The sequence below is a fragment of the Microbacterium sp. X-17 genome, assembly GCF_039615055.1.
Map to the genome: position 1 here is coordinate 509,366 of NZ_JBDHNI010000005.1, position 24,028 is coordinate 533,393.

Sequence of the window (24,028 nt, forward strand, 5' to 3'; positions counted from 1 at the left end):
CGACGGCGGATCAGTACCAGCCGGTGGACTGCGAGTGGCCCCAGGCCGCACAAGGGGTGCCGTAGGAGCCGGCGATGTAGCCGAGGCCCCAGGCGATCTGCGTCGCGGGGTTGGTCGCCCAATCAGCGCCGGCGCTGGCCATCTTGCTCGCCGGGAGGGCCTGCGGGATGCCGCCGGCCCCGCTGCCCGAGTTGTACGCCTGATAGTTCCAGCCCGACTCGCGGTTCCACAGGGACACGAGGCACGCGAACTGGTCGTCGCCCCACCCGTACTGGGATGCCATCATGGCTCGCGCGATCCCCTGCACGCTGCCCGGATCGACGGGGCCGACCGCGGGTGCCGAGGCCGAGCTGCTCGAGCTCGACGACCGCTGCGCCTGCGCGGCCCGCGCGGCGGCAGCCTGGGCATCCGCCTGGCGCTGGGCCTCGGCGGCAGCCGCCTCGGCCTGACGCTGCGCCTCGGCGGCAGCGGCCGCCGCTGCGGCGGCATCGGCTGCGGCCTTCGCGGCACGGGCGCCGTCGAGCGCGTTCTGCAGGCCCGCCACGCGGCTGGCCACAGCGTCGGTCTGCTCGGTCGCGGCATCCGTCACACCCGGCAGCAGCATGAGCGGAATCGTGTCGACGTTCGACAGGCGGTCGAGCGCGGACTCCAGGCCGGAGGTATCGATGGAGGTGTCGGCGCCCACGTCGAGGCCCGATCCGGCGATGTCGGTCGTGACGGATGCCGCGCCCGTGAGCGCGGCGTGGCCTCGGTCGATCGCGGCGCGGGCATCGGCCGTGATCGCGCTGAGCGGCTTGCTCGCGGTGGTGTTCGACGCGAACACCACCGCATGCGAGGCCGCGGCGGGCTGCGAGACCGGAAGGGATGCCGCGACGCCGGTCGTGGCGACGACGGTCAGCGCCGCCCCCGCACAGACGGTCGCGACGGCGACGAGACGGTTGCGGCGGCGGTGCACGGTGCGAGTGGTCGACATGTCAGTACCACCCCGTCGACTGCGAGTGACCCCAGGCGCCGCACGGGGTGCCGTAGGAGCCGGCGATGTAACGCAGGCCCCACTGGATCTGCGTGGTCGCGTTCGTCTCCCAGTCGGACCCGACGCTGGCCATCTTGCTGCCGGGGAGCGCCTGCGGGATGCCGGCGGCTCCGCTGCCCGCGTTGTACGCCTGGTAGTTCCAGCTGGACTCGCGGTTCCACAGCGACAGCAGGCACGAGAACTCGCCGTCGCCCCAGCCGTACTCGGACGAGGCCAGCTGGCGAGCGGTCGCCTGCGCGCCGGCCGGGGTGTTCGCGGCGGCGAGCGCCGCCGCTGCCGCGGCTTCGGCGGCGGCCTGCTCGGCCTGGCGCTGCGCCTCGGCTGCGGCGGCCTCCGCCGCGGCCTTCGCGGCGCGCGCGCCATCGAGAGCGGTGCGCAGCGTAGCGACGCGCTGCGTGACCGCACCGGTCTGCGTGCTGGCGGCATCCGTGGCTCCCGGCAGGAGCAGGAGCGGGATCAGGTCCGGGTTCGACAGGCGCCCCAGGGCGTCCTGGAGGTCGGACGTGTCGATCGTGGTGTCGACGCCGAGATCGAGGCCGGAGCCGGCGATGTCCGAGGACACCGACGCGGCGTCCGCGAGCGCGGCCTGGCCCCGGTCGAGGGTCCACCGCGCGTCGGTCGTGATGTCGCTCAGCGGCTTGTTGCCGGGGATGACGGTGGATGCCGCCGCCGGCAGCACCTGGAGGGCTGCGGACAGGGGGGTCGCCGCGGCGAAAGCAGGCAGGGGCACGGTGAGGCCGACGGCGCCGGCGAGACCCAGGGCGAGGCCCGCGGTGGTGATGACGACGAACGAGCGGCGGCGCCGGTTTCGGGTGGGAATGGACGGTTGATGAGACTGCATGGACGGTTTCGTTCCTCCGGTTTTCCTGCGCGCAGAAACAGCGCAGTGCGTCCTCGGGTGAGACACAAAGCCCTGACTTTGGGCCATGAGTCTGGGCGAACCGTCAACGAAACCTGTACGGTTCGTGGGAGCGTCCGGCCGCGAACCCCGCTCAACCCCTGGTGAGGCGGTGAAAAGCGAACACTCGCACGGAGTCGGAAGAAGATGCCTCGAATGTCAGGATGCAGCTGGAGCGGCGTCGTCCGCCACGGAGCCCTCGGGGGCTTCGAGCAGCGCCAGCCGCCGTGACGGATCCCAGGGTTCGGTCCACCCGAGGCGGTCGAAGAGCGCGCTCAGGATCGCTCCCGTGAAGCCCCACACGAGGTGGGCACCGGCCGGGTGATTCACGAGGAAAGCGGGCCCGCGATGCTCGAGCCCCTGGCGCCGGAGGACGACGGATCCGCGGTTCGCCGGGTCGAGCAGGTCCGCGAGCGGCGCGCGGAAGACGTCGACGGACTCCCCTGCGTCCACTGCCCGCACGGGTGAGGGCTGCCGCCACCATCCCAGCACCGGCGTCACGAGATAGCGCGACGGCAGCAGCGGGATCTGCGCCAGGGCTCCGAGCACCTCGACACCCGCCGGGTCGAGCCCGGTCTCCTCCCGCGCCTCGCGGAGCGCGGTCGAGACGGGACCGTCGTCGCCGGGGTCGGCGCGACCGCCCGGGAACGCGATCTGGCCGGGGTGAGCGCGCAGGGTCGTCGCGCGGGCCAGAAGCAGCACGTCGAGGTCGCGCGAGACCGCGCGCGCGGCGGCATCACGCTCGCTCGCCAGCCCGTCCAGGACGCCGAAGAGGACGAGCACGGCCGCAGGGCGCGCATCCGGGATCGCGGGCATGTCGACGAGCGGACTGCCGAGGTCACCGTCGGCCCACGCCGGGTCCTGAGCCAGCGCAGCGAGCTGCGCCCGCGCGGACATGTCACGGGGCCCGGCACTCACCCTCCCAGGCTACGTCCGGTCGCCCCGGCCGCGGTGTCGCGCCCGCCCCCGCCGCACAACTCCTGCAATCGCTCGGGCGCCCGTCAGCCGTTCCCCGGAATCCCGCGCGACCCGGCCGGGCGTGGCGCGGATTGCAGGAGTTGTGCGCGCGGGGGCGCCTCACGCCGGGGGGAACGGGACGCGCAGCGGGATGCGGCCGAACATGCCGTCCCACGGCGGCTCGGGCCCCGCGGCGAGCGCTCCCCCATCGACGTCGAACGTTCAGACGCGCTCGCCGCGCAGGGTCGCGACGACCAGCGTGCGGCCGGACGCGGCCGGTCCGCTCGGGCTCGCCTCGTTCGGACTCCACGTGACGATCGGGTCGAGGAACGCGGGACATCGTGCCGTCGGCGGTCCAAGCCAGGCCTTGCACGTTGCGATGCCCGAGCGAGGAGACGACGGTGCCGAACGGATTGCCCGGGGCCGGGGACCCTCCGGCGTGAGGCGCAGGATCTTGCCGCCGCGCGATCCCGGATCCTGCGCCGCGTCGCGTGGCGTCTCCCGTCGCGACGTAGAGGCAGCCGTCCGGGCCGAACGCGATGCGACCGAGCGGGATCAGCGGTCCGCGCGGAGACCGCCGGAACGCGTATGGTCCACACGGCGGCCTCCGCGATGCCAGCCGGGAGAACGGATTCCACCGCCCGTGAACACGGTCGACGTGGCCGTTCCTTCACGAGCGACCCCCTCCGCGATGCGGCGGAAACACCACCGAGCATCATCCGAACGGATGAAATCCGAGAATGAAAGCGCGGCACCCATGAACTTCCTCGACTCTCTGGCCGGCGGACTGCTCGGCGCCCTCCTCGGCGTGGGCATCGCCTACGCCATCCACGTGGTGCGGCAGCGCACCGCGCTCCGTCGCGCCGAGCACCAGGCCCTCGAGAACCTCGTCGACGACCTGCACTTCCGGCGCGCACTCACCCCCGACATCCCCGAGCTCGTCGACCCCTCGGCATCGGAGGTCGTCGACGACCTCGCCCTCGTGCTGCGATCGATACTGCGGGCGCGGGACGCCGTGCGCGACGCTCGCGAGAAGCTCGTGCCCAGGTCGCCCGCGACCCTCGCGCTGCGGAAGATGGTCGCCGCGCTCAGCGCCTACCTGGAGCGGCAGCAGCTCGCCCCCGAGCGGTACCGGTACTACCTGCAGGAGTGCCGGCAGCAGCTCAACGCCGAGGTGGAGGAGGTCGTCGCGATCATCAAGAGCGCGCCGCGGTACGTCGGAGAAGGCTCGTTCACCGTGTCCACCGCCATCGAGGAACCGCAGCCGCGCTGACGGTCAGGTGACGGGGTGGGCCGCGACGAAGACGTCTGCGGGATCGTATGACCGCTTCAGTTCAGCCAACCGATCGGCGGACGCGCCGAACCCCGGACGAGGATCCACTCCGCCACCGTCGAGGAACGTCAACGCGAGCGAGGGCGCGCGCCACGCCCCGAGCGCGCCGATCACCGCCGCGGTCGCCGTGCGCGCCGGCGCCAAGGCCTCGGGCGTCGGCACGACGCTGACGGACCCGAGCAGATAGTCCCCCTCGATCGAGGACACCGCACCGCCGCCGACGAGAGGCCGCGCGATCGCACCGCCGACGTGCCGAAGCTCCGAGACCATCGGACGCGCGCTCATCGCGGCCTCCACGAACGCGTCCGCCGCCTCAGCGGGCAGCGACGACAGCATCGCCGTCGCCGAGTACCCCGGAGTCGGCTGCGGCGGATCCATGTGCAGACCCAGCATCTCCGCGACGGGGATGCGGCCGAACGTGTCGAGCTCGGGCGCCAGCGCGCGCAGCGGAGCCAGCAGGTCGGATGCCTCGTCGTCCGCCTCCAGGATCGCGCCGTCGATCGCGACGACCGATCGCCCGCGCAGGAACGGCGGCAGCTCGGGGATCGGCGGGAAATGCATGATGCGCAGCGACGTCGTCGCGCTCTCGGGGGCGGTCGCCGTCCAGGCGGCCCACGCGCGCGCCACCTCGCCGGCATGCGACGCGTCCCACAGCAGCATCCCTGCGAACACGTCGGCGTACGGCAGCAGCGCAACATCGAGCGAGACCGCGATGCCGAACGCGCCCGCCCCGCCTCGGACGGCCCAGAACAGCTCGGGCTCCGACCCGGCATCGACGGTCACCTGACGCCCGTCGGCGGTCACGAGCGTGACCGCGCGGATCGCATTCGCCGCCAGGCCGTGCCGGCGCCCGTAGAACGACACGCCGCCGCTCAGGGCGTATCCGGCGACCGACACGTCGCCCGCACTGCCGTGCAGCGCCGTCAGACCGTGCGGCGCCGTCTCGGCGATGACCTCGCCCCACAGCGTGCCGCCGGCCACGCGGACGACGCCGGCCTCCGCATCGACGGTCACACCGCGCAGCCGGGCGAGCGAGACGAGCACGACGTCCGCCAGATCGGTGTCGGCGAGCGCCGCCGCGGCATGCCCGGCGGACTGCGGCGCGACCCGGAGCCCGGCGGCGACGGCGGCGCGCACGACGGCCGCCACCTCGTCCGCGGACGCGGGGCGCGCGACCGCGAACGGGCGCTGATCGACGGCAGTGTTCCAGGGCGAGCGGGCGACGTCGTACTCGGGGTCGCCCGGGAAGATCACGAGAGGGCCGAGGGAGGCGCGGAGCCGCTCTGCTGCGTCATCGGGAGAGAAGGAGGACATGCCGCGAACCTAGCGGAGGCCTCGGACATCCTCGCCGCGGCTACGCGACCGCCCGCTCGGGCTGGAGGATCGCGTCCAGCCAGCCGTACGCGCGGGCGAGGTACAGCTGCCGGGCGCCCATCTCGCAGTGCCCGCCCGCACCGTCGGCATCCCGGAACTCGATGAACTCCTTCGGGCACGTGAGCGCGTCGAAGGTGAGCGACGCGGTCTCGGAGACGTCGTCGGACTCGCCGCGGCAGATGAGCGTCGGGCACGCGATCTGCTCGGCAAACCCATTCAGGGTGTAGCCGCGCATGTCGCGGATGTAGTCGATCCCGGTCTCGACGCCGTGCACGTACAGCCCGCGCCGGAACGACCATCCCTCCGTCGGGCGGCGCATCGTCGTGTCGAGCATCGTCTGCACGGTCGCGATCGCAACCCGATTCCCGTCCGGGATCTCGCCGCGCACCGCCGCCGGCATCCGCGACACCGCGATGTCGAACATGTCGTAGAGGTTCGCGTCGGCGATGCAGGCCGCGAGACGCCGCTCCCCGCTCGCGCCGCGCGGCGCGAGGAACCCGCCGAGGCTCCACCCGATCACGGCGATCCGCTCCGGATCGGTCGTGGGCTGCGCGACGACCCAGTCGACCACGCTCGGTAGGACGTTCTCCCAATCCGGTCGCAGATGCACGCCCTGCTCGATCAGCACCGATCCCTGCCCGGGACCGTCGAACGCGAGCACATCGTAACCGCGGTCGAGCGCCGCCTGCGCGTTGCCGAAGTACAGCTCCTCGACCGTGCCGTCGTAGCCGTCGACGAGGATGACGGTCGGACGCTGCCGCCCGTCGTCGGCGACGCGGTAGTGGTAGCCCGGCAGCATGATGCCGTCGAACGGGATCTCGACCGGCACGATGACCGCCGACTGGTGCGGGATCGCGCGACGAAAGGCATCCCGTTGCCGTGCAAGACTCTCGGGCAGACGCGGATCGACCGGCTGCGCGAGGTAGACGATGCCCGCCGTGCGGAAGTACGTGCAGGCCCGGAGGAATGCGAGCCGCGCCGTCTCGCCCTGCCCCGCGGCCTCGGCCTCCTCGCCGAGCGCGAACGCCTTCTCCGCCGCGGCGAACCACTCCGTGTGCCAGCTGTCGAGGTCGCCGTTCCGCACCCGGCGGGCGATCGCGATGCACTCGCCGATGTCCGCCCCGCCGAACAGGGCCGCGGACGCCGCCCGCAGGGTCTGCCCGTCGAAGAACTCGTCCGAGACCGCGAACTCGTCGCCCATTTCCGTCCTCCCCGAGACCGGTGCTGAAGCCACTCTGGCGGCGGGCATCCCCCGCTCCCGAGAACTCACAGCCGGCTCCCAGGCTTCCGGGACCAAAAGCGGCCGGACGACCGTTCTCCTCTGATGACCCCGCTGCGCCCAGCGGGAAACCCGGGAGGGAAACCGTGACCACAAACGATTACCGCAAGACGCCTGAGGCGCTCGGCCGCCTCACCGACACCCAGTTCCAGGTCACCCAGAAGGACGCCACCGAACCGCCCTTCCGCAACCGCTACTGGGACCACCACGAGGACGGCATCTACGTCGATGTCGTCTCCGGCCAGCCGCTCTTCTCGTCGAGGGACAAGTACGACAGCGGAACCGGATGGCCGAGCTTCACGAAGCCGATCGATACGGATGCCGTCACCGAGAAGACCGACCGCTCGTTCTTCACGAAGCGCACCGAGGTGCGCTCCGCCGGCGCCGACAGCCACCTGGGCCACGTCTTCGACGACGGCCCCCGCGACGCCGGCGGCCTGCGCTACTGCATGAACTCCGCCGCCCTGCGCTTCGTGCCCGTGGCCGAGCTCGAGCAGCAGGGTTACGGTGCGTACAGAGAGCTTTTCCCCGAGAGCACGGAGGACGCCGAATGACCGACGACACCGGAACCATCACCCGCCGCCCCGGCACCGAGACGGCCGTCCTTGCGGGCGGCTGCTTCTGGGGCATGGAGGATCTCATCCGCCGGCAGCCGGGCGTGCTCGACACGCGCGTCGGCTACACGGGCGGCCAGAACGCCCACGCCACTTACCGCGACCACCCCGGGCACGCCGAGGCCGTGGAGATCGTGTTCGACCCCGGGAAGACGACCTACCGCGACATCCTCGCGTTCTTCTTCCAGATCCACGACCCGTCGACCCTGAACCGTCAGGGCAACGACATCGGCACCAGCTACCGCTCGGCCATCTTCCCGCTCAGCCCCGAGCAGGAGAAGGTTGCGCGGGAGACGATCGCCGACGTGGATGCCTCCGGCCTGTGGCCGGCGAAGGCCGTGACCACGATCGAGGCCGAGGGCCCGTTCTGGGAGGCCGAGCCGGAGCATCAGGACTATCTGGTGCGCTACCCCAACGGGTACACGTGCCACTTCCCGCGGGCCGGCTGGGTGCTGCCCCGCCACAAGGCGGCCGCGACCGCTTGACCGGGACCGGTCATTCTCCCGGCGTCAGACCCAGCGCCGGGAGAATGATCCCGTCGATGATCGACACCACGAACTCGCGTGTCACCGGCTTGCGCTCCATCAGCATCCGCTGCATGACCATCGCCGACGACACGGTCGAGACGAGGTCGATGTCGCGATCGGCCGCGACCTCCCCCCGATCCTTCGCGCGCTGCATGAGCACGCGGTTAGCGGTGCGACGGGGGGCGATGAGCGCCTCCTCGGCCGCGTCGGCGAGCTCGGGCGAGTGCGACAGGACCGACACGATCCCCGCCATGACCTGCATCTTCCGCGCGCTGTCCTCGAGGCGCGGCGCCTTGATCATCGCGATCAGATCGCCGCGGAGCGTGCCCGTGTCGGGCAGGCGGTCGAGATCGAACGCGCCCTTCTTCATGCACGCGACCGCGTCGAGCACGAGCTCGGCCTTCGACGGCCAGCGGCGGTAGAGCGTCGCCTTGCCCGCCCGCGCGCGGGCGGCCACCATGTCGACGGTCATCCGGTCGTAGCCGGTCTCCGCGAGCACGTCGATCGCGGCCTCGAGGATCTCCGGATCGCGGCTGTGGTCGCGCTTGCGCCCCAGCCGTTGCGTCTCCGCGGCCACGGCATCCTCGTCGTCGACAACGAGCTCGAGCGGCGTCATGAGGGCTGTCTCCTTCTGGGTCGTGGCCCGGATCCAGTCTAGCGTCTCATACGGTACCTGGGAGTTCAGGAACTCTTAATATCCGGAACTGCTTCGTTCCGTATAGAGTGGCGGACATGACCTCCACCTCGACAGCTTCCGCGACGGCCGCCTCCACGGCGTCCGCTCGCCGCTGGCTCACCCTCGTCACCGTGGGCCTCGCCCAGCTCATGGTCGTGCTGGACGCGACCGTCGTGAACATCGCACTGCCCTCGGCACAGGCCGACCTTGGCTTCTCCGACGGCGACCGGCAATGGGTCGTGACCGCCTATTCGCTCGCGTTCGGCTCGCTCCTGCTGCTGGGCGGCCGCCTCTCCGACCTCATCGGACGCAAGCGCACGTTCATCATCGGCCTCATCGGCTTCGCCCTGGCCTCCGCCCTCGGCGGCGCCGCACCCGACTTCGGCATCCTGGTCGCCGCGCGCGCCCTCCAGGGCGCCTTCGGCGCGCTGCTCGCACCGACCGCCCTCGCCGTGCTGACCACGACGTTCACGATCCCGAAGGAGCGCGCGCGCGCCTTCGGCGTGTTCGGCGCGATCGCCGGCGCAGGCGGGGCGCTCGGTCTGCTCCTCGGCGGGTTCCTCACCGAGGTTCTCGACTGGCGCTGGAACCTCTACATCAACATCTTCTTCGCCGCGATCGCGATCGTCGGAGCGTTGCTGTTCATCGGCCGCATGACCTCCAGCGGCCCGCGCCCGAAGCTCGACGTGCCCGGCACCATCCTCGTCTCGGGCGGCCTGTTCGGGATCGTGTACGGCTTCGCGAACGCCGAGACCGACGGCTGGGACTCGCCGCTCGCGTGGGGCGTGCTGACGCTCGCCGGCATCCTGCTCGTCGCGTTCGTGCTGTGGCAGCGCCGCGCCGCGCATCCGCTGCTCCCGCTGCCGATCATCCTCAACCGCAACCGCGGTGCGGCCTACCTCTCGATCCTCATCGCGGGGTCGGGGATGTTCGCGACCTTCCTGTTCGTCACGTACTACCTGCAGCTCACGCTCCGATTCAGCCCCATCCAGACCGGTCTTGCGTATCTGCCGATGATCGCGATGCTCGTGCTCGCCGCCCAGCTGTCCACGAACCTGCTGTTCCCGCGGCTGGGCGCGAAGCTCATGGTGCCGATCGGGATGCTGCTCGGCGCGACCGCGATGGTGCTTCTGACCCGGCTCGACGTCGGCAGCACCTACGCCGCCGACGTCCTGCCCGCGCTCATGATCCTCGGGACGGCCGTCGGCACGATCATGCCGGCGTCCATGCAGACGGCGACCTACGGCGTCGACCGGCACTTCGCCGGAGTCGCATCGGCCATGGTCAACACGAGCCAGCAGGTGGGCGGGGCGATCGGTACTGCCCTGCTCAACACGATCGCCGCCACCGCCACCACGGCGTACCTGACGGCGCACCTCGTGTCCGGGGCGAATCCCGCGGCGACGATCGCCTCGGGCGCGGTGGCCGGGTACTCGGCCGCCTACTGGTGGGCTGCGGGCTTCTTCGCGGTGGGCGCCATCGTCGCCGCGCTCCTGTTCCGTCGCCGTGTCCCCCACGTCGAGCCCGCGCCGGGCGCCGACGCCCCCGAACCGGTCGCCGCGCACTGACCTCGCCTCCCGCCGCGACCCGGCGGGAGGCGCCGCGCAACTCCTGCGGTTCGTGCAGCGCTGCCGCGCGGACAGCGGCAATCCGGCCCCGGCCCCGTCGGCCGGGGCCGGATTGCAGGAGTTGTGCGGGACGTCCGGCCGCCGCCACGCGGTCAGGCGCGGTGGGCGCGGTAGAACGCGAGGAGTGCGCCGGTCGAGGCGTCCTGCGCCTCGAGGGCTGAGGCATCTCCCTCGATCGCGGGCGCGATCTGCAGGGCGAGCTGCTTGCCGAGCTCGACGCCCCACTGGTCGAACGAGTTGATGCCCCAGATCGTGCCCTGCGTGAACACGATGTGCTCGTAGAGCGCGATCAGCTGCCCCAGCACGGACGGCGTCAGAGCCGGCGCGAAGATGGACGTGGTCGGGCGGTTGCCGGGGAACGTGCGTGCCGCCACGAGCGCGCCGGTCGTGCCCTCGGCCTCGACCTCCTCGGGCGTCTTGCCGAACGCGAGCGCCTTCGTCTGCGCCAGGAAGTTCGCGAGGTAGAGGCCGTGAACGTCGCGGCCGCCGTCCTCGAGCGGATACGCCGGGTTGGCGAACGCGATGAAGTCGGCCGGGATCAGGCGCGTCCCCTGGTGGATGAGCTGATAGAACGCATGCTGCCCGTTCGTGCCCGGCTCGCCCCAGAAGATCTCGCCGGTGTCGGTGACCACCGGTGAGCCGTCCCAGCGCACGGACTTGCCGTTCGACTCCATCGTGAGCTGCTGCAGGTAGGCGGGGAAACGGTGCAGCTGCTGCGCGTAGGGCAGCACGGCGTGCGACTGGGCGCCGAGGAAGTTCGTGTACCAGACGTTGAGCAGGCCCAGTAGCACCGGGGCGTTCCGCTCGAGGGGCGTCGTCGCGACGTGCACGTCCACGGCGTGGAAGCCGGCGAGCAGCTGGCGGAACGCGTCCGGCCCGAGCGCGATCGCGAGCGACAGCCCGATCGCGGAATCGACCGAGTAGCGGCCGCCCACCCAGTCCCAGAAGCCGAAGGCGTTCGCGGGGTCGATCCCGAACGCCGCGACCCGGTCCAGCGCCGTCGACACGGCCACGAAGTGGTGCGCGACAGCGTCGGCGCGGGACGCGTCGCTCCCGTCGATCGCGCCGGCATCCGTCAGCCGCGCCCACAACCACTCGCGCCCGAGCCGGGCGTTGGTGAGCGTCTCGAGCGTCGTGAAGGTCTTCGACGCCACGATGAAGAGCGTCGTCTCCGGGTCGAGGTCCGCGGTCTTCTGCGCGACGTCGGTCGGATCGATGTTGGAAACGAAGCGCGCCTCGATGCCGGCGTCCGCATACGGCTTCAGTGCCTCGTAGACCATGACCGGCCCGAGGTCGGATCCGCCGATGCCGATGTTGACCACGTGCGTGACCCGCTTGCCGGTGACGCCGCGCCACTCGCCCGAGCGGACCCGGTCCGCGAAGGCCGACATCCGGTCGAGCACCTCGTGGACGTCGTGGTCGACGTCCTGTCCGTCGACCACGAGCGCCGGGCTCTCGCCGCCGGGGCGGCGAAGGGCGGTGTGGAGGACGGCGCGGTCCTCGCTGGTGTTGAGGTGCGCGCCCTGCAGCATCCGCGCGAAGCGATCGGCGACGCCCGTCTCCTCGGCCAGCGTCAGGAGGGCGCTCAGGATCTCGTCCGTCACGAGGTTCTTGGAGAGGTCCACGTGGAGGTCGGCGACCGTGTGGGTCAGTCGCTCGACCCGGCCCGCGTCGGCGGCGAACCAGCCGCGGAGATCGGGGGCGAAGCCGTCGCGAATCGCGGACAGGCGGCTCCAGGCGGACGTGGTCGTGGGGTCGACGGGTGCGGTCACCCCTTCAACCTAGCGAGGCCCGGCCGACCCGGCCGCCGCGTTCGTCATCTGTTCACGGTCAGGCGCGGTCGGCGGCCGTCACCTCGAGGGCGAGCTTGCCGCCGGGATGCCCGGACGCGAGCAGACGCAGTGCGTCGCGCGCGTCGGCGAACGGGAAGGTGCGCACGGGCGGCATCCGCAGCTCCCCCGACCCCGCGAGGTCGAGGATCTGCTGCCGCACGGAGTCACGGAAGGCCGCGCTCTCCGGAGTGCCGCCGCCGACGGCGGGGAAGCCGTCCGCCTTCGCGCGCGCCTGGGCCGCGATCGTGACGATGCGCGACCGGTCCGCCACGAGCTCCTCGGAGACGTCGACGGCCTCGTCCGTGCCGACGCAGTCGATCGCCGCGTCGACCCGGTGCGTGACGGCCGCGATCCGCTCGCGCAGCCCGTCGCCGTACTCGACCGCGATCGCACCGCGAGCGTCCACCTCGTCGCGGTGGCGCGCCGAGGTCGTACCGATGACCTCCGCGCCCTCGCGGCGGGCGAGCTGGATCGCGAAGCCGCCGACCGAGCCGGACGCGCCGTGCACGAGCACGACGTCGCCCTCCTCCACGTCGACGACACGCAGCGTGTCGGCCGCCGTCGTCGCGGCGAGCAGCAGGTTGGCGGCCACGGCGAAGCTCAGCCCGGCCGGCTTGGGGAAGACGTTCGCGACGTCGGTCACGACGGCGGTCGCGTAGCCGTCGCTGATGCGGAAGGCGAGCACCTCGTCGCCGACGGCGAGACCGCTGCCCGCGGCATCCGCGCCGAGCCGCCGGACGACCCCGGACACCTCGTATCCGGGCCGGATCGGCAGCGCGGACGCGTTCCGGGCGTACGCGCCGGCGACGGCCTTCGCGTCGGCGGGGTTCATCCCCACCGCTCGCACCTCGATCTCGACCTCTGTCGGTGCGAGGTCGCCGACCTCGAACCGCTCGAGCTCCAACACGTCCGCGTCGCCGAAACTCGGCGCGATCCACCGCTTCTCCGTCATGTCCCCCACGCTATCCCCTGCAAATCGCGCGGTGCCGGCGAGGCGACGGATGCTACGCGACCAGGGCCCAGACGGCGACGACCGCGGAGAGCGCGGCGAGCACGAGGGCGGCGCCGATCAGGATCGCGTGCACCGTGAGGAACTTCGTGCGGCGGCCGTTCTCGTCGCGGGCGCGAGGATCCTTCGCGATCCGGCCGTAGAAGCGGGGCCAGACGAGCACGTTGAAGGCCGCGTTGACCAGGAGAAGGATCGCGAGGAAGGTTTCCACCCCCCGAGCCTAGGGCGGGGAACGCGATCGGGAGTGAGGAGAGACTGCTCACACCGGCAGGAGGTGGGCGAGCCATAGCGCGCCCACACCGGCGAGAGCCGTAGCCCAGCTGACGAGGCTGCCGATGAGGAAGTACTCCGCGCGGTTGCCGCCCTCGGCGTCCTTCGAGATCTCCGGGAAGCGCACGATCCCCTTCGCCGCGATGAGCGCGGCGATCACGGCCGCGGCGTTCGCCACGAACAGGCCGAGGATGAGGATCCGTTCGAGCGGGCCGATCAGGCGGCCGCCTTTCAGCCCGCCGACGACCGGGGTCGCGGACGACGTCGCCGCGCCGGGGCCGATCTCGTCCTGCAGTGCGATCCGCACGATCCGGTTGCCGGGCGAGACGAGGAACAGCGTCACGCCCGCGATCAGCAGGATGCCGTCGAGCGAGACGGCCGAGGCGAAGGACGTGGTCGCATAGGCGTCGCGCAGGACCGAGGGGCCGCCGGGCGCGGGCAGCGCGATCAGCAGCACGATCGCGACGGCGAGGAGGACCGGTAGCCCGAGCGCGAGCCTCGGGGAGCGCAGCGGCCGGTCCGGCAGCAGCGCCCACCACGCGGCGACCGCGACCAGCGGCGCGAGAGCGGCGAACGCCGAGTAGCCGAGGGACAGCGCGACGCTGGCCGCGGCCACGACGACGACCCCCGCGAGGAGCGCCGTGAGGATGCCCGAGCGCAGCCCCGTCCAGCGCGGCGGTCTCAGGTCGCGCGCGAGGTCGAGCAGGCCGATCGAGATCAGGACGAGGCCGGCGAGTGCCACGGCATCCCTCCTTCGCGCAGGGCGGTCCATCCCGCGACGAGGGCCGCCGCGGGTCCGCGCCGGAGCGCTTGCGACACGGCCGACTGGCTCACCCCGAGCTCGCGGGCGACGTCGACCTGGCGGTGCCCGGCGAGCCAGCCGTACACGCTGCGCCGGGCGCGCTCGGAGAGCTCGGCCACGAGCTGATCACGGGCCAGCAGGTAGGCGTTGACGAGCGGGGCCAGCCGCGGCAGCACGGGGTCCGCGTCGTCGGCGGCCGCGAGGAACCAGCTGCGGCTGCCGTCGGCCACACCGCTCTGCAACGCGTGCGCGGCCTCGATGGCGGCGCGGGCGGACCACCACGCCGAGCCGTCCTGCAGGTCGTCGCGATCGCCCGACGGGACCGGCGCGATCCACCCGCTGCCGAGACCGAACCGGCAGTCGAGCTCGGCGGGCAGTGCGAGCCGGACGAGCAGGACGCGGGCGAGCGCGTCGCCGAGGTCCGCGTAGACGGCCTGGAACTCGTCGCCGACCGTGGGACGGAAGGGCTGCACGGCCGCTCCGAGCGGCGCCGCCTGGCGCGTCTCCCCCGTCGCGCCCGCGACCAGGTCGCGCTCGACGCGCGCGAAGACCTCCTCCGCGACGCGCTGACCGCGACCGCGGTCGGGGAGCTCCCGCGAGCGGACGATGTCGGCGAGGACCGCGATAGGCACGTCGTAAGGGTATTGCTTATATTCGAGGAATAGAAGCTATTTGCTTATTTGATTACCACGGGGTGCCGAGCTCGGCCAGGATGTGCTCGGCGATCGCCATCGACGACGTCGCAGCGGGCGACGGCGCGTTGCGCACCGACATCGTACGGTCGGTGCGCACCAGCCGGAAGTCGTCGACCATCTCCCCCGTCGGCTCGAGCGCCTGCGCGCGCACCCCGCTCGCGACGCGCACGACGTCGGCGGGCCGCACGTCCGGCAGGAGCAGCCGGGCCTGGGCGACGAACGCCCGCCGGCTCGTGGATCGGCGGAGCTCGGCGACCCCGGTCCGCCAGTGCCGGCGCGCGAATCTCCGGAAGCCCCGGTACCGCAGCACGTCGAGGAGGTCCCCGGCGGAGACGTCGCCCCACCGGTATCCCTCCCGCGAGAGCGCGAGGAACGCGTTCGGGCCCAGCAGCACCTCGCCGTCGACCCGCGGGGTCGCGTGCACCCCGAGGAAGGGGTACCGCGGGTCCGGGACGGGGTAGACGAGCCCGTTCACGAGGTCGCGCCGCTCGGGGACGAGCGCGTAGTAGTCCCCGCGGAACGGGATGATCTTCGGCTCCGGACCGTCGCCGGCCATCTCCGCGACACGATCGCTCTGCAGCCCCGCGCAGCCGATCACGAAGTCGAACGCCTCCTCGTCGTCCGACGTGCGCACCACGACCTCCGCGCCCCGGCGGGTCATCCCCCGGACCTCCGTCGAGAGACGCACCTCGCCGCCGGATTCCTCGACATCGCGCGCGACGGCCCGCGTCACCGCGGTGAAGTCCGTGATTGCGGTGACCGGCGAGAGGAGGGCCTGGATGCCGCGAACGTGCGGCTCGCGTCGCCGCAGCTCCGCGGCGTCCAGCATCCGCACACCCTCGACGCCGTTCGCGACGGCCCGCTTCGCGATGCCCTCGAGCCGCACAGACTCGGCCGCGTCCTGCGCCACGACGACCTTGCCGCACTCCTCATACGGCAGATCCTTCTCGCGGCAGAACTCCCGCAGCAGCAGTCCGCCGCGTCGGCACAGCCGGGCCTTGAGCGACCCCGGCTCGTAGTAGAGGCCCGCGTGCACGACGCCGCTGTTGTGCCCGGTCTGGTGGGCGGCGACGGCCGGCTCCTTCTCGAAGACGGTGACGGCCACGCCCGGGTCGCGGCGCAGGATCGCGCGCGCGACGGTCGTGCCGATGATTCCACCGCCGACGACGGCGACGCGCTGGGTCATGGAGACGTCCTTTCTCGGGAGGTGCGGAAGGTGATCACAAGAAGCGCGGAAGGTGATCACAAGAGGAGCCGACGGCCCTGCGCACCCATGATGGCGGAGGCCGCCGACGCGCCGACGGCGGCCTCGAGCCGGCCCAGCCATGCCGGCAGAGCTTCGGCCGGCGTCGCGAACGAGGCGTGGCCGAGGTCGCCGCCGAACACCAGGAGCTCGCGCGGGTAGGTCGCGGTCAGCGCGAGACTGCCCGGCCCCTCCGGCGCCAGCAGGTCCGGGAGGATGCCGAGCTCGAGGTGCGCGTCGAGCGCGCGCAGGCCCGCCGCGATGTCGTCGTCCCACCCCATGAACGGCATCATCGGGTGGTTGACGAGCAGCCGCCGGACGCCGCGACGGTGCGCCTCGGCGAAGACGACGAGCGTCTCGGACGCGGCAAGGTGCCCGCTGACCAGGACGAGGTCGTGCGCCGCGACCGCGTCGAGCACGTCCCTCCACTCGGGGCGGAGCTCGCCGTCGGTGACGACGTCGACGGGACGCAGGCGGAATCCGGTGTGCACGTCGAGCTCGCCGCTGGACTGGTGCGCCTGATGGTTGCGCGACGAGACGGTCGGCATCCACACGACGCGGCCGCCGAGGCGCGCGGCGACATGGACGGCGTCGGGGTTCGCGCCGCCGACCGGGCTGTTGAGCACGACGCCGCCGTACACGCCCTCGCCCGCGAGCGCCGCCCGCTCCGCCGTGGATCCCTCGTGCGCCTTCAGCACGACGTGCGAGAACCCGAGCGCCCGCAGGGCGCCGACCGTGTCCCCGTCGTCGGAGTGGCGCGGAAGCACGCTCGGCGAGGAGTGCACGTGGAAGTCGACGAGGTCGACCGCCCAGTCGGGCATCGCGGCGGTCACAGCTCGACCCACTCGAGGACGTCCGCCCCGTCGAGCAGCCGCCGCTGGACCTTGCCGGCGGCGGCATCCCGCGGCATCCGCTCGATCCGCGCGACCGCGACCGGCCGCATGAACGCGGGAAGTTCCGCCGCGACGGCTCGGATCTCGTCGACGGGCAGCGCATCGCACACGGCGTACAACGTCACCTCGTCGTCGACGAGGTCGCCGCGGCGCCGCCAGATCGCGAGGTCGTCCAGCGCCGCGATCGACCCCAGGCGCTCTTCGACGAAGGGGATCGGCACGAACTCGCCCTTGACGCGGATCGACTCGGCGCGACGCTCCAGGAAGACGAGCCCGCCGTCCTCGTCGAGTCGCCCGAGGTCGCCGGTCTCGAACCAGCCGTCCTCGTCGAGCGCCGGCCGCACGGCGCCGTCCCGCCAGTACCCCGAGAACAGCACGCCGGGAGCCGTCCCCCGGACGAGGAGACCGCCGGACTCGTCGAGCCGCCACTCGACGTCGTCCCGTCCGCGACCGGCGCGCCGACTGGCGTCCCGCGGGAGCTCGTCCCCGGACGTCCACGTCCGCAGGTGCGAAAGCCCCGCCGACTCGGTCGAACCGTAGCCCGAGGTCGCCCGCCCGATGCCGAACGTCCGCATGAAGTCGCCGTCGGCGTAGAACATCGTCCGCACGCGGTGTCCCTCCGCGTCGGACGCCGTCGTCGCGCGCTTGAGGATCTCGACGGGCGGCGCGTGCAGGACGAGCGCCGTGATCCGTTCCCTCCGCACGAGCGGCCAGAAGCCGCTCGCGGAGAACGCCGCGACGCTGACGACGTCCGCTCGCGCCGCGAGGCCCCCGAAGAAGCCGTACCCCAGCGGGTTGATGTGGAACATCGGCAGCGGGGCGAGGACCCGGTCCGCCGCCGACAGCCCGAGTTCCTGGGCGAAGCGCGCACCGAGGCGCAGGAGGTACTCGTGGGACAGCGCGCAGAACTTCGGCTGGCCCGTCGTGCCGGAGGTGTGGAGGAAGAGGGCGGTGTCGAGGCGGCCCGCCGCCGCGCCGGGAAGCTCGCGCGGCGCGACCGAGCGGTCCGAGGATGCCCCGGAGTCCGCGAGTGCACCGGTCACGTCGCCCCAGCCCCGGCCGCCCGCGATCGCGGGATCCACGCCGGCCCCCACGACCACAGCGGCCGGGTCGATGTCATCGACCATCGACGCCAGGAGCTCGGTCGGGTAGGTCGGATTGACGAGCGCCGTGGGAAGACCGGCGAGGATGCCCGCAATGACGTGCACGAGATAGTCCGTCGACGACGGGGCGACGAGCGCCACGCGGTCCCCGGGCTGCAGCCCCCGGTCGAGGAGGACGGCGGCGCGGCGCTCGGCGGCCGCTAGCAGATCGGCCAGCGGCCGGAGGTCGCCGGAGACGCCGAGCGCCAGCTCCGGACGGTCTCGTGCCGCCTCGCGGAGCAGCCCGGTGAGGTGATCGGTCATGCCAGACCCTCGTGCCCGGGGTCTTTGAGGATCCGGCGGGCGAGGTAGTTGCGGAGGATCTCGGAGGAGCCACCGCCCACCTTGAGGACCTTGATGTCGCTGAGAATCGAGTGATACGGCTCGTCGGTGTAGAGGCCGTGACCGCCCGTCAGCGAGAACGACGTCTCGCTCGCCTTCTCGGCCGCGTCGATCGCCAGCCGCTTCGCGACCGAGGTCTCGAAGGCGATGTCGTGCCCGGCGTGGTGCCAGAGCGCCGCGTGATCCCGCGCGAGCGACGCGGCCTGCACGGCCTGCCAGGCGTCGGACACCATCCACTGGATCCCCTGGAAGTCGGTCACCATGCTGTCGCCCACCTCACGCGTGCGCGCGTACCGCAGACCCAGCTCCAGCGCGCGGCGGGCCAGCCCGATCAGCTCCGAGGCGTTGCCGAGCCGGCTGATGTTGAACGTCGACAGAAAGGTCTCCAGGCCGCCGCCGGGGACGCCCAGAATCGCGGATGCCGGGACGCGGACCGCGTCGAAGACCACGTCGCCGGTCGGGATGAGCCGCAGGCCGACCGGATCCGTCTGCTGCGTCGAGATGCCGGGCAGCGTCATGTCGACGAGGAAGCTCGTGAGCCCCTCCTCGGCGACGGCGTAGAACAGCGTGACGTCGCTCGCGGGCCCCAGGTTCACGTGCGTCTTCGACCCGGTGAGGACCCAGTCCGACCCGTCCCGCACCGCCGTCGCGGTGAGGTTCCGGAAGGACGAGCCGGCGTTCTTCTCGCTGATGCTCTCGGAGAAGACCGCCTCGCCCGACGACAGCGGCGCGAGCCAGCGGTCCTTCTGCTCCGGAGTGCCCCAGTCCAGCAGCCAGCGCTGCCCCTGCGAGGCGATCTGACCCGAGACGAGGCCGTGCCGACCCACCTCCTCGGAGATGACCGCGTACTCCGCGACCCCGCCGCCGAGACCGCCGTACTCGGCGGGGACCATCGGCGCGAGGTAGCCCCGCGCACCCAGCTCGCGATACAGCTCTCGCGGGAACCGGCAGGCCCGGTCGCAGGCGTCGAGCTCGGCCCGGTTCGCCTCCGCGAACCCCTCGAGTTCGCGAGCCGTGGCGGCGATCCACGCGGCGCGCGCGACGTCGAACGTGAGGGACGGATACATGCGGTTCCTTTCGTCAGCTCTCCACCGGCGCCGGGAACGCCACTCCATAGCGCTCCGCGAGCTCGGTCAGCACCACCACGGTCGACGCCGCCAGCGGGACCCCGTGATGGGACCTCGCCCGCGTCTCGGCGGCGCGGCGCTGACCCGGGGTACGCACGGGGTTCGTCGCGTCGGCGGCGGGCAGGGCGCGCAGCTCCGCGAGGAGCGCCGCGAGCCGCGCCTCGACCTCGGCGACGCCGCCGAGCCGCCCGGGCTCCAGCACGACCAGGACGTGGCTGACCGCCGGGGCGGCGACCGCCGCCTTGAAGCTGAGGTTCCCGACTGCGGGGCCCGTCGGACCGCCGGCGAGGACCGCGGTGAGCACCTCGACGAGCAGCCCGAGGCCGAAGCCCTTGTGCGCGCCGAGCTCGGGGAAGCTCCCGAGCGGGAGCAGCGATCCCCCCTCGCGGTACACGGCCGCGGGATCGGTCGCGTGCGCACCCCGGGCGTCCAGGCCCCACCCCAGCGGGACGCTGGCACCCTCGCGCAGCGCGATCTCGAACTTGCCGCCCGCGACCGCGGAGGTCGCCAGGTCCAGGACGAACGGGTCCTCCCCCGCGACGGGCGCACCGAACGCGAGCGGGTTCGTCCCGAGGTAGGGGTGGGTGGAGCCGGCCGCGGCGACCAGGCCGCCCGTGTTCGTCGCGGCGAGCGCGACGAAGCCGCGCCGCGCGGCCTCCCGCACGTAGTACCCGCACGCGCCGTGGTGGCTGCTCGATCGGACGTTGACCCACCCGACGCCATGCGTGCGCGCCAGCTCCTCCGCGTGCCGGAGAGCGAACGCGGATGCCACGGCGCCCAGCGTGTCGTGCGCGTCGACGAGGGCGACCGCCCCGTCGCTGCGGACGACCTCCGGGCGGACGTCGGCGCGCACGATCCCCTCCTCGAGGAGGCGCGCGTAGGCCGGCAGCCGCACGATGCCGTGCGAGTCGATGCCGCCGAGGTCGGCGTACGCGAGCACCTCGGCCGTGACGTCGGCGTCCGGTGCGGAGAGCCCGGCGCGCTCGAGCACCTGGGCGCTCCAGCGCTCCAGCGCGGCCGCGTCCCATCGCGCGGGCGGGGGCGCCGCGGGCGCGACCCGGCGCACCGGGCCTCGCACGAGCTCGACCACCCGATCCGTCACCTCGCTCGTGCCGGAGACCGGCTGACCCGCGGGTGCCAGATCGCGGGTCCACGGCCCCGACTCGGACACCTCCGTCAGCGCGTTCCGGACCCGCTCCGCCCACGGCGCCGTCTCGGGCCGGCTGCGCAGCAGACTGACGAGCCCGAGGAACCCGCCCAGCGGGCTCACCTGGTTCCGGCCCGCGCGGCGGGGCGCCGACCCGTGGGCGGGCTCATACAGGCCACGGCACCGCACAGCGGTCGGCCCCCCGGGATTGATGCTCGCCGACCCGCACAGCGCGGGCGAGCCCGCCCGGCCGGACAGCAGATCGCTCAGGATGTCGCCGAACAGGCCCTCCGCGAGCACGACGTCGGGAAACGCGTCCCTGCTCGCGAACTCGTAGGCCGCGCGATCCACGTACAGGTGCGTGACCTCGACGCCGCGTTCGGCGCACACCTGCCCGACCACGCGCCGCCACAGCCGGCTCGTCGCGAGCAGGTTCGCCTTGTCCACCGAGACGAGCAGGCCGCCGAGCGCCTCCGCGTGGTCGCACGCGAGGCCGGCGAGCTCCGCGATCTGCCCGGCCGTGAGCCGGAAGCGGTCGCTCGCCGCATCCCCCTCCTCGCGGTCCTCGGCCGTGCCGTATGCGCCGCCGAGCAGATTCCGCACCACCACGATCTCGCTGTCGCCCAGCCACACGTTCCGCACGGAGACCCGCAGGTCGTACCGCCGACGCAGCTCGATCAGCGCCAGCTCCGGTCGCGTGCCTTCGGGCAGCTCGAGACGCGGATCGTCTCCGACGGCGCCCAGGAGGATCGCGTCCGCCGCGTCGCACGCCGCCCGGGTCGCCACCGGCAGCAGCTCGCCCTCGTGCACGAGCGCCGTCGCACCGACCGGCCACGGACCGGTCACCTCGACGAGACCCTCGCCGGCGAGATGCTCCAGGATCCGGGCCGGACCCGCCGTCACCTCGCGGCCCACCCCGTCACCCGGAAGCCACGCGATCCTCAGCACCGGCGCATCCCTCGCTTTCCCGACCGAGCCGGGAAGATCGCGACTCTGCGGTGTTCTGCACGCTATTGCGAGGGGTCTCCCCGGTCGGCGGCCGGTTCGGAGAGCGGACCGGCTGCGCTCGGGGCCCCGCGGCGGCTGGATAGTCGGCCGTGTCTCGCACGCGCGAAGGATCGGAGCACAGATGAAGACGGCAATCGTGACGGGCGCAGGATCGGGGATCGGCCGCGCGACGGCGGAGCTGTTCGCGGAGCGTGGCTACGGCGTGGTCGCCGTCGACCTCAACGGCGACTCTCTCGCGTGGACGGACGACCACGACACGGTCGTCCCGCTCCAAGGCGACGTCCGCACGGTCGAGACCAACGCGGCGATGGTGGCGCTCGCGCGTGAGCGTTTCGGGCGACTGGATGCCGTCGCCCTGAACGCCGGCACCGCGGGCAGCCCCGGCATCGAAGAGGACGACGCCCTCGAACGGCTGGACGAGATCCTCGCGATCAACGTCCGCAGCGTGGTTCTCGGCATCCGGCACGCCGCTCCGGCGCTGCGCGAGTCGGGCGGCGGCGCGATCGTGGCGACCGCGTCCACGGCGGGCATCCGCGCCGACCCGGGATCCTGGGCGTACAACACCTCGAAGGCCGCCGTGATCAATCTCGTCCGGGCCGCGGCGCTCGACTATGCGCTGCAGAACATCCGTGTGAACGCCGTCGCCCCGGGGGCGACGGACACGGGCCTCGCCACCTCGCAGGCGAACGGGATGGAGGAGCTGCTGAAGGACATCGCCTCCCGCGTGCCGATGCAGCGCTTCGCCGTCCCGCGCGAGCAGGCGGAGGCGATCTACTTCCTCGCCTCGCCCGCGGCCTCCTACATCACGGGCACGACGCTCGTCGTCGACGGCGGCATCACGGCGCACACCGGACACCTCGCGCTCCCCCGCGCGACCGCGTCCTGACGCTCGCGGTTCGCTGAGCGGACCGCTCCCGACCGCGCGCCCGGTTCCGCGGTGTCCTGGGCACAGCGAGCAAGGATGTCGCCACATTCCGAGGGAGCGAAGACGATGATGTCAACGAACAGCGAGTACCAGGAGCTCGTGGACCGGGCCACCGCACTGATCCCGCAGCTCAAGGAGAACGCCGAGGAGACGGAGCGGGAGCGACGCGTGAGCGTCGAGACCATCGCCGCTCTGCGGGATGCCGGTCTGCTCAGACTCGCCGTGCCGAAGCGCTTCGGCGGCTACGAGGTCGACGTCCCCACCCTGCTCGCGGTGCACCGCGAGCTCGGCCGCGGCGACGGATCCGTGTCGTGGGCGACCGCCCTGTACGGCGCCGCCGCGTGGCTCGTCGGCCGGATGGGCGACGAGGCGCAGCAGGAGATCTGGGGCGCGTCTGCCGACACGCTGATCTGCGGCGCCACGGGCTCGGTCGGCACGGCCGTGAAGGTGGACGGGGGCTACCGCGTGAGCGGGTCGTTCGCGAACTCCTCCGGCGCCGTCCACGCGAAGTGGCTGGTCGCGGGAGCGATGACGACGACCGAGGACGGTGAGATCCTCGGCGGGCTGGTCGTCTTTCCCACGAGCGAGCTGACACTCAAGGACGTCTGGTTCGTCGCGGGAATGAGCGGAACCGGCAGCAACACGTGGGTCGGCGAGGACGTCTTCGTCCCGGACCACCGGATCGACTTCAACGCCGGATCGGGCCACGACCTGGCCCGCTGGCGGGCGACGCCACACCTCGAGGAAGAGCTCTACGCGACGGCGTTCGTGCCGACCGGGAGCGTGCTGGTCGCCGGGCCCATCCTCGGGATGGCGAAGGCGGCACTGGAGTACGTGATCGGGCGGGCGCCATCGAAGGGCATCTCGGACACCACCTACCGTTCGCACGTGGACGCGCCGACGGCGCAGATCGGGATCGCGCGGGCCGCGAACGCCATCCGGGCCGCGGAGCTCGTGGCCGAGGACTCCGCCGCCGCCGTGATGCACTATGCGGCCCTCGGCGACGAGATGCCGGAGCTCGAGCGCGCGGAGCGCCGGCTGGCCCTCGCCTGGGTCGGCAAGACGCTGCGCGAGGCGGTCGACGGCCTGATCTCGGTGTCCGGCGCCGGCGCGTTCGCCCTGGTCAGTCCGCTGCAGCGCATCTCGCGGAACATCTCGGTCGCCACGCGGCACTCCTACCTGAACCACGAGATCGCCGAGGAGATCTACGGGAAGAAGCTGCTCGGGAACGAGCAGCCCGTCGCGACCGTCGTCTGAGCCCCCGCGCTCGCGGC

Annotated in this window: 22 protein-coding genes and 1 pseudogene; 6 read left to right on the top strand and 17 right to left on the bottom strand. The window is 72.5% G+C overall.

Annotated elements, in window-relative coordinates:
* Positions 1 to 10 precede the first annotated feature (10 nt).
* The 4 genes and pseudogenes from ABCS02_RS25435 to ABCS02_RS25450 form a co-directional block, all read right to left on the bottom strand.
* Positions 11 to 973 (bottom strand): hypothetical protein, encoded by a 963-nt coding sequence (locus ABCS02_RS25435; protein ID WP_345838484.1) that lies wholly within the window; start codon positions 971 to 973, stop codon positions 11 to 13.
* Position 974: 1 nt separating this feature from the next.
* Entirely contained in the window at positions 975 to 1,874 is a 900-nt protein-coding gene (locus ABCS02_RS25440; protein WP_345838485.1) for a phospholipase, read from the bottom strand.
* 216 nt (positions 1,875 to 2,090) lie between these two features.
* Entirely contained in the window at positions 2,091 to 2,828 is a 738-nt protein-coding gene (locus tag ABCS02_RS25445) for a CoA pyrophosphatase (RefSeq protein ID WP_345838606.1), read from the bottom strand.
* A 285-nt stretch (positions 2,829 to 3,113) separates the two neighbouring features.
* A pseudogene (locus ABCS02_RS25450) lies at positions 3,114 to 3,435 on the bottom strand (PQQ-dependent sugar dehydrogenase); the annotation flags it as partial.
* Positions 3,436 to 3,645: 210 nt separating this feature from the next.
* Here ABCS02_RS25450 and ABCS02_RS25455 point away from each other — a divergent pair.
* Positions 3,646 to 4,161, top strand: a complete 516-nt coding sequence (locus tag ABCS02_RS25455) for a hypothetical protein (RefSeq protein WP_345838486.1) — start codon at positions 3,646 to 3,648, stop codon at positions 4,159 to 4,161.
* Between the two features lie 3 nt (positions 4,162 to 4,164).
* Here ABCS02_RS25455 and ABCS02_RS25460 read toward each other — a convergent pair whose 3' ends face one another.
* Both ABCS02_RS25460 and ABCS02_RS25465 read right to left on the bottom strand, forming a co-directional pair.
* Positions 4,165 to 5,535, bottom strand: a complete 1,371-nt coding sequence (locus tag ABCS02_RS25460) for an FAD-binding oxidoreductase (RefSeq protein ID WP_345838487.1) — start codon at positions 5,533 to 5,535, stop codon at positions 4,165 to 4,167.
* Between the two features lie 40 nt (positions 5,536 to 5,575).
* Entirely contained in the window at positions 5,576 to 6,796 is a 1,221-nt protein-coding gene (locus ABCS02_RS25465; RefSeq protein WP_345838488.1) for an alpha/beta fold hydrolase, read from the bottom strand.
* A gap of 164 nt (positions 6,797 to 6,960) precedes the next feature.
* Between ABCS02_RS25465 and msrB the strand changes: the two genes are divergently transcribed.
* Together msrB and msrA are read left to right on the top strand one after the other, a co-directional pair.
* Entirely contained in the window at positions 6,961 to 7,428 is a 468-nt protein-coding gene (gene msrB / locus ABCS02_RS25470) for a peptide-methionine (R)-S-oxide reductase MsrB (protein WP_345838489.1), read from the top strand.
* Positions 7,425 to 7,973: a peptide-methionine (S)-S-oxide reductase MsrA gene (gene msrA / locus ABCS02_RS25475; RefSeq protein WP_345838490.1), complete on the top strand. Its 549-nt coding sequence runs from the start codon at positions 7,425 to 7,427 to the stop codon at positions 7,971 to 7,973. Before msrB ends, msrA begins: the two co-directional genes overlap by 4 nt.
* 10 nt (positions 7,974 to 7,983) lie before the next feature.
* Here the strand turns inward: msrA and ABCS02_RS25480 are convergent, their stop codons facing one another.
* Complete coding sequence (locus ABCS02_RS25480) at positions 7,984 to 8,631, bottom strand: TetR/AcrR family transcriptional regulator (protein ID WP_345838491.1); 648 nt, start codon at positions 8,629 to 8,631, stop codon at positions 7,984 to 7,986.
* 116 nt (positions 8,632 to 8,747) lie between these two features.
* Here ABCS02_RS25480 and ABCS02_RS25485 point away from each other — a divergent pair, with 116 nt between their 5' ends.
* Positions 8,748 to 10,259 (top strand): MFS transporter, encoded by a 1,512-nt coding sequence (locus ABCS02_RS25485; RefSeq protein WP_345838492.1) that lies wholly within the window; start codon positions 8,748 to 8,750, stop codon positions 10,257 to 10,259.
* A gap of 152 nt (positions 10,260 to 10,411) precedes the next feature.
* Here the strand turns inward: ABCS02_RS25485 and pgi are convergent, their stop codons facing one another.
* From pgi to ABCS02_RS25535, 10 genes are read right to left on the bottom strand one after another with little or no spacing between them, the layout of a single operon-like run.
* Entirely contained in the window at positions 10,412 to 12,091 is a 1,680-nt protein-coding gene (gene pgi, locus ABCS02_RS25490; protein WP_345838493.1) for a glucose-6-phosphate isomerase, read from the bottom strand.
* A gap of 58 nt (positions 12,092 to 12,149) precedes the next feature.
* Positions 12,150 to 13,103 carry an NADP-dependent oxidoreductase gene (locus ABCS02_RS25495; protein ID WP_345838494.1) on the bottom strand — a complete coding sequence of 318 codons (954 nt, stop codon included), beginning with the start codon at positions 13,101 to 13,103 and terminating at the stop codon, positions 12,150 to 12,152.
* Between the two features lie 52 nt (positions 13,104 to 13,155).
* On the bottom strand, positions 13,156 to 13,371 hold the full coding sequence (locus ABCS02_RS25500; protein ID WP_345838495.1) for a hypothetical protein: 216 nt from the start codon (positions 13,369 to 13,371) through the stop codon (positions 13,156 to 13,158).
* A gap of 48 nt (positions 13,372 to 13,419) precedes the next feature.
* Positions 13,420 to 14,172, bottom strand: coding sequence for a hypothetical protein (locus tag ABCS02_RS25505; protein WP_345838496.1), 753 nt, complete (start codon positions 14,170 to 14,172; stop codon positions 13,420 to 13,422).
* A complete protein-coding gene (locus ABCS02_RS25510) occupies positions 14,148 to 14,864 on the bottom strand; it encodes a SatD family protein (RefSeq protein WP_345838497.1) in 717 nt (238 codons plus the stop codon). Before ABCS02_RS25510 ends, ABCS02_RS25505 begins: the two co-directional genes overlap by 25 nt.
* 52 nt (positions 14,865 to 14,916) lie before the next feature.
* A complete protein-coding gene (gene lhgO / locus ABCS02_RS25515) occupies positions 14,917 to 16,113 on the bottom strand; it encodes an L-2-hydroxyglutarate oxidase (protein WP_345838498.1) in 1,197 nt (398 codons plus the stop codon).
* A gap of 56 nt (positions 16,114 to 16,169) precedes the next feature.
* Entirely contained in the window at positions 16,170 to 17,003 is an 834-nt protein-coding gene (locus ABCS02_RS25520; RefSeq protein WP_345838499.1) for a DUF6282 family protein, read from the bottom strand.
* A complete protein-coding gene (locus tag ABCS02_RS25525; RefSeq protein ID WP_345838500.1) occupies positions 17,000 to 18,469 on the bottom strand; it encodes a class I adenylate-forming enzyme family protein in 1,470 nt (489 codons plus the stop codon). The genes ABCS02_RS25520 and ABCS02_RS25525 overlap by 4 nt, the downstream gene beginning before the upstream one ends.
* Entirely contained in the window at positions 18,466 to 19,614 is a 1,149-nt protein-coding gene (locus ABCS02_RS25530; RefSeq protein WP_345838501.1) for an acyl-CoA dehydrogenase family protein, read from the bottom strand. Before ABCS02_RS25530 ends, ABCS02_RS25525 begins: the two co-directional genes overlap by 4 nt.
* 13 nt (positions 19,615 to 19,627) lie before the next feature.
* Positions 19,628 to 21,769, bottom strand: coding sequence for an Ldh family oxidoreductase (locus ABCS02_RS25535; RefSeq protein ID WP_345838502.1), 2,142 nt, complete (start codon positions 21,767 to 21,769; stop codon positions 19,628 to 19,630).
* A gap of 181 nt (positions 21,770 to 21,950) precedes the next feature.
* Between ABCS02_RS25535 and ABCS02_RS25540 the strand changes: the two genes are divergently transcribed.
* Together ABCS02_RS25540 and ABCS02_RS25545 are read left to right on the top strand one after the other, a co-directional pair.
* Positions 21,951 to 22,715: a glucose 1-dehydrogenase gene (locus ABCS02_RS25540; RefSeq protein WP_345838503.1), complete on the top strand. Its 765-nt coding sequence runs from the start codon at positions 21,951 to 21,953 to the stop codon at positions 22,713 to 22,715.
* Between the two features lie 108 nt (positions 22,716 to 22,823).
* Positions 22,824 to 24,011: an acyl-CoA dehydrogenase family protein gene (locus ABCS02_RS25545; protein ID WP_345838504.1), complete on the top strand. Its 1,188-nt coding sequence runs from the start codon at positions 22,824 to 22,826 to the stop codon at positions 24,009 to 24,011.
* Positions 24,012 to 24,028: the final 17 nt, after the last annotated feature.

Bases quoted from the DNA above. Each gene is read 5' to 3' on its own strand.
- ABCS02_RS25435 (WP_345838484.1), bottom strand. From the start codon at position 973: ATGTCGACCACTCGCACCGTGCACCGCCGCCGCAACCGTCTCGTCGCC.
- ABCS02_RS25440 (WP_345838485.1), bottom strand. From the start codon at position 1,874: ATGCAGTCTCATCAACCGTCCATTCCCACCCGAAACCGGCGCCGCCGC.
- ABCS02_RS25445 (WP_345838606.1), bottom strand. From the start codon at position 2,828: ATGTCCGCGCGGGCGCAGCTCGCTGCGCTGGCTCAGGACCCGGCGTGG.
- ABCS02_RS25455 (WP_345838486.1), top strand. From the start codon at position 3,646: ATGAACTTCCTCGACTCTCTGGCCGGCGGACTGCTCGGCGCCCTCCTC.
- ABCS02_RS25460 (WP_345838487.1), bottom strand. From the start codon at position 5,535: ATGTCCTCCTTCTCTCCCGATGACGCAGCAGAGCGGCTCCGCGCCTCC.
- ABCS02_RS25465 (WP_345838488.1), bottom strand. From the start codon at position 6,796: ATGGGCGACGAGTTCGCGGTCTCGGACGAGTTCTTCGACGGGCAGACC.
- msrA (WP_345838490.1), top strand. From the start codon at position 7,425: ATGACCGACGACACCGGAACCATCACCCGCCGCCCCGGCACCGAGACG.
- ABCS02_RS25480 (WP_345838491.1), bottom strand. From the start codon at position 8,631: ATGACGCCGCTCGAGCTCGTTGTCGACGACGAGGATGCCGTGGCCGCG.
- ABCS02_RS25485 (WP_345838492.1), top strand. From the start codon at position 8,748: ATGACCTCCACCTCGACAGCTTCCGCGACGGCCGCCTCCACGGCGTCC.
- ABCS02_RS25495 (WP_345838494.1), bottom strand. From the start codon at position 13,103: ATGACGGAGAAGCGGTGGATCGCGCCGAGTTTCGGCGACGCGGACGTG.
- lhgO (WP_345838498.1), bottom strand. From the start codon at position 16,113: ATGACCCAGCGCGTCGCCGTCGTCGGCGGTGGAATCATCGGCACGACC.
- ABCS02_RS25525 (WP_345838500.1), bottom strand. From the start codon at position 18,469: ATGACCGATCACCTCACCGGGCTGCTCCGCGAGGCGGCACGAGACCGT.
- ABCS02_RS25530 (WP_345838501.1), bottom strand. From the start codon at position 19,614: ATGTATCCGTCCCTCACGTTCGACGTCGCGCGCGCCGCGTGGATCGCC.
- ABCS02_RS25540 (WP_345838503.1), top strand. From the start codon at position 21,951: ATGAAGACGGCAATCGTGACGGGCGCAGGATCGGGGATCGGCCGCGCG.
- ABCS02_RS25545 (WP_345838504.1), top strand. From the start codon at position 22,824: ATGTCAACGAACAGCGAGTACCAGGAGCTCGTGGACCGGGCCACCGCA.